Annotated in this window: 2 protein-coding genes and 2 pseudogenes; all 4 read left to right on the plus strand. The window is 63.8% G+C overall.

Translation table 11 applies throughout. The annotated features are described in order from the left end of the window. Window positions 1–48 precede the first annotated feature (48 nt). Window positions 49–166 (plus strand): annotated as a pseudogene (locus OBACDRAFT_RS27560) (type II secretion system protein); the annotation flags it as partial. A gap of 672 nt (window positions 167–838) precedes the next feature. Next, window positions 839–2,194, plus strand: a complete 1,356-nt coding sequence (locus OBACDRAFT_RS11960) for a vWA domain-containing protein (RefSeq protein ID WP_088179301.1) — start codon at window positions 839–841, stop codon at window positions 2,192–2,194. Window positions 2,195–2,327: 133 nt separating this feature from the next. Further along, window positions 2,328–2,906 carry an REP-associated tyrosine transposase gene (locus OBACDRAFT_RS11965; RefSeq protein ID WP_052361823.1) on the plus strand — a complete coding sequence of 193 codons (579 nt, stop codon included), beginning with the start codon at window positions 2,328–2,330 and terminating at the stop codon, window positions 2,904–2,906. A 173-nt stretch (window positions 2,907–3,079) separates the two neighbouring features. Next, window positions 3,080–4,870: pseudogene (locus OBACDRAFT_RS11970) on the plus strand (hypothetical protein); the annotation flags it as partial.

Consider the following 4,870-nt stretch of genomic DNA (forward strand, 5'->3'; position numbering starts at 1 on the left):
CCCCCCCCCCCCCCCCCTCGCCAACGCCCAACCGAACCTTGGTATTCCATTTTCCTCCCGCCAAACATCCACCTAGTCGAGACCCTGACCGTCCTTGCCATCGTCGGCATCCTCGCCGCCATCATCATTCCAACCATAGGCAAAGTCCGCGAAACCCCTAGACGCGCCATATACGAAACCATTGCCGCCCCCGAAGCCAACCAACGCCAACAACTACAAGAATTCCGCGACGAAGACACCCGCCCAGCCCCATCCTCATCCCCAACCACTGTATCCGGCTACGCCGTACTTGGGGATGTGAAGATAAGAATGGAAGAGAGGGCGGACATGAGCGTTGCAGTTCCACAACCACAATCGTCGCTAGCTTCCGCCCCCCCCCCGCCTTCCGCGCCTCCCCTGTCTCCCGCGCCGTCAGCGAACGATTTGCCTCTAATGACCGCGCCTCCTCCCTCAAAGCCGAAAGCGAAACCCAATACGTAGCGGCTGGGGGAAACATTGTCGGTGCCCAAGAAGTCTCTCGCCGTGCCTACGACTCCCGTTCCCTAAAACCAGTAAGCACCTCCCTCGATTCCCTATCTGCCGATGCCCCATCTGCCCCATCCGCCGCCGACGCATTCAACGCTGAAACCGCTTCCGTTTCCAGACACCTTGGCCTCATTGCCGCTTCTGAGCTAAGCGTCGCCGACACTTCTTCTATGCTACGCGAAGACTCCGCAAAAAAACAGGATACACTTCAAAAAGAGACCCAAAGCATAGCGATCAACAGACCAGCCTCCCCTCCCGCTGCGCTCGCCTCTCCCTCAAAAACCTCATCGTCGCGCAAACTCATAGCTAAAGAATCCCCCCCCCCCTAGCCGAGACCGACACCGTACAAACCCCCTTCAGCACCTTCTCGCTCAACGTCAGTGACGCCTCCTTCCGCCTCGCCGAAGCCGCCCTCAGCCAAGGCCGCTGGCCTGAAGCCGCCGCCATCCGCACCGAAGAATTTGTCAACGCCCTTGCCTACAACGACTCCCCCCCCCCCCCGGCCCAGCCCGTCTCGCTCACCCAGGAACAAGCCCGCCACCCCACCGCGCACAACCGCAACCTCCTCCGTCTCACCCTCCAGACCTCCAGCGCTGGACGCAACTCGCGCCAGCCCCTCACCCTCACCCTCCTCCTCGACACCTCCGGCTCCATGGAACGCGCTGACCGGCAGGAAACCGTCTCTGCCGCCCTCTCCACCCTTGCCGACACCCTCCGTCCCGGCGACACCCTCAACCTCCTCGGCTTTGCCCGCACCCCCCGCCTCCTCATCGGCGGAGCCGACGGCCCCGCCGCCGCCGCGCAACTCCGCCAGATCGCCCGCGACGGCATCCCCCCCGAAGGCGGCACCAACCTCGAAACCGCCCTCAACGCCGCCGGTATCCAGACCGCCGCTACACGCACCCCCGCCGCGCAAAACCGCATCGTCCTCCTCACCGACGGCGCGGCCAACCTCGGCGACGCCGACCCCGCCACGCTCGCCGCCATTGTCGAAAAACAAAAAAAACTCGGCATCACCCTCGACTGCTACGGCATCGGTTACGACGGCTACAACGACGCCATGCTCGAACACCTCGCCCGTGCCGCCCACGGACGCTACGCTTACCTCAACACCCCCGCCGACGCCCTCGACGACTTCGCCCAAAAACTCGCCGGCACCCTCCAGGTCGCCGCCCAAAACGTAAAAATCCAGGTTGAGTTCAACCCCGCCCGAGTCGTCACGTATCGCCTCTTAGGATACGAAAAGCACCGCCTCCGCACCGAAGACTTCCGCGACAACACCGTGCTCGCCGCCGAGCTTGGCGCCGCCGAAAGCGGCACCGCCATTTACACCGTGGAACCCCGCCCCGACTCCGCTGGCGGCTCCGGCGAACTCGGCATCGTCCGCGTGCGTTACCAAGACCCGCGCACCCTCGACTACCACGAGACCGGCTGGATCATCCCCTACGACCCTGCCGCCCCCGCCTTCACCGATGCTGCGCCCGGCCTCCAACTCGCCGCCGCCGCCGCCCTCTTCGCTGAAAAACTCCAAAACGTCGAAACCGCGCAAACCACCTCACTCCCCGCTCTCGCCGCCGTCCTCCGCGCCGCCAACGCCCGCCAAGGCGCATTCGCCCAAAACCTTCGCCTCCAAACCATGCTCGAAGAAGCCGCCCGCCTCGACCGCTAACTCAATATGGAGTGCGGCGATTCATCGCCGCTTTTCAGGCGGGATTTATCCCGCCTCTCTCACCTCTCACCTCTCACCTCCCACCCTCACCCTCACCCTCACCCCAAAGCTCCACTCACCCGCACAGCACACCATGAAAGACACAGAGCAACCATTTCCTACCCACCCATCCTCACCACCCCCCCCTCACTGGCACCATGCGCCCCTGCACGTATTAATTGAGCAAGGCATCTACATCGTTACGGCAGCCACTTACCAGAAACAGCACCATTTCCGTGCCCCCGAACGCCTCCAATTTCTTCACGACAAACTCCATGAACTTGCGACCGAGTATGGCTGGCAACTACAAGCTTGGGCAGTCCTCTCCAACCACTATCACATCGTTGCACTTTCGCCCGACGCCCCTGCTACGCTATCCCGTTTCATTCACCGACTTCACGGCATCACATCCAGATTCATCAACCAGCAAGATGGCATCACCGGACGCAAAATCTGGGCTCAATACTGGGACACCCGCCTCACCTACGAACGCTCCTATTTGGCCCGATTACATTACGTCCATACCAACCCAGTTCATCACGGACTGGTTTTGGACCCAACGAACTACCGATGGTGTTCTGCCGCTCATTTTGAAAACGCAGCCCCCCTATCCTTTCGCCGCACCGTATATTCAATGCCCATCGATACCTTAAACCTGCATGACGATTTCTAACATGGAGTGCGGCGATTCATCGCCGCTTTCGAGGCGGGATTCATCCCGCCCGCCCGCCCATTTCATAGACCCATTAGAACGCCGATAAATCGGCTACAAAAAAGCGGCGATAAATCGCCGCACTCCACGCCAAGCCACCAGCCAACCACAACCGCATCCACTTTTCCAATACCATGAAACCTCTCCATCTCGCCAACCTCGCTTGCCACCTCCGCCTCCTCGCCCTCCCTGGCCTCTTTGCCACCGTCCTCTTCGCCGCGCCCGCCGACTCCACGCAAATCTCCCTCCACGCCATCATCCCCGGCGATGCCTCCAAAACCCCCGCCCTTGTCCGCACCCAGGCCGCGCAAACCCTCACCCTCGATGCTGACGGCACCATCGCCACCACCATCAAACTCAAAACCACCACTCTCCATGGCGAAGCCGCCACCCTCTCGCTCGCCCTCGACGCCACCCCAAAAAACAACGACCCCATCACTCACAACCTCACCGCCATCGACAGCCCGCGTGTGCGCGACTGGGCGCTGCGCACCGCTCCCGACGGACGCCGCTACATTGACCTGCGCCTCGCCACTCCACTCAAAAAAGGCGAAACCCTCGACGCCACCCTTCGCCTCACTGCCCAACTCCCCCCTCTCCCCGCCGCCGGCTACTGGCCGCTCGCCATCCCCGTCATTGCCGCTGGCGACGACACGCAAACCCTCACCGGCACTCTTGATCTCTCGTGGGCCGAACAATACCGCGTCGCAGCCGTCGCCATGGAAAACATCCTCCCTGCCGACGCTCCCACCACCACCGACCTTGCCACCGCCTGGCAATCCCGCCAACTCGCCGGCTCTCGCAAAGCCCGCTTCACACTCGCGCCCGACTCCGTCCTCCGCCTCACGCTCGCGCCCGCCGACGGCATTGCCACCCTCGACCGCCTCACCCTCCGCGGCGACCTCCAGCCCGACGGACGCCTCGGCTTCATCCTCGAAGCCACCGCCCGCGCCCGCATCGACGGCGCAACAATCCCCCTCCTCGCCGGAGACGCCGCCCTCCGCACCCACACCCCCTCGACCGGCTGCATCATCCGCACCGCGCCCCTCATACCCGGCACGCGCAACACCCGCCCCCTCCGCTACGAACTCATTTTCCCCAAAGCCGGCGAATTCCCCATCCGCCTCGAATTTGACGCCCGCGTCACCGAGTCGGGCGACTGGCGGCAAATCAACTTCGCCATCCCCGCCGCCCGCATCGCCACCCTTTCCCTCGGCGGCTTCCCCGAACAAACGAAATTCGTCACCGACGCCATGCCACCCCTCGCCCGCGACACCGCGCCATCCACCGCCGCCTCCCGTTTCACCGGCCACCTCGCCGCCAACGGCGACGTGGCGTTCTCGTGGATGAGCGCCGGAGCCGACGCCGACGGACGCCTCTTTTACTCCACCGAGGAAGTCTCCCAGATCATCGTCAGTCCCGGCCTCCTCCGCCAGACCGGGGTCTACACCTACAAAGTCCTGCAAGGCAAACTCGACACCCTCCGCCTCGCCCTCACCGGCGACGGCGAAATCCTCCGTGTCACCGCCCCCGACATCCTCTCTTGGGAAATCGAGCCAAGTGGCGCGGGCGTCCCGCCCGCTGTAGGGGCGTCGCTTGCGACGCCCGCGCCAGCCGGACAGATTTACCGAACCCCAGAAGAGCACTCGCAGGCCGAAACGCAGTCGCGGGCTTCGCAAGCGAAGCCCCTGCAACGGAGTGGCGCAGCCGTCCCGCCTACCTCCACCCCAAAACACCTCCTCATCCGCCTCTCCCAACCCGTCACCACGACCACCACCCTCACCATCGAAACCCAGACCCCGCTTGGCGACTTCCCCGCGCGCTTCACACCGCTCGCGCTCGCCCCCCTCGGTGGCGTGCGTCACAGCGGCTTCGTCCGCGTTGCCAACGAAGGTGCTGTCCGCCTCGAAACCACGCCCCTCGCC

The sequence above is a fragment of the Geminisphaera colitermitum TAV2 genome (genome assembly GCF_000171235.2).
GTDB classification, from domain to species: Bacteria; Verrucomicrobiota; Verrucomicrobiia; order Opitutales; family Opitutaceae; genus Geminisphaera; species Geminisphaera colitermitum.

Excerpts from the sequence above, each read along its gene's own strand:
- OBACDRAFT_RS11965 (WP_052361823.1), top strand. The coding sequence starts at position 2,328 with ATGAAAGACACAGAGCAACCATTTCCTACCCACCCATCCTCACCACCC.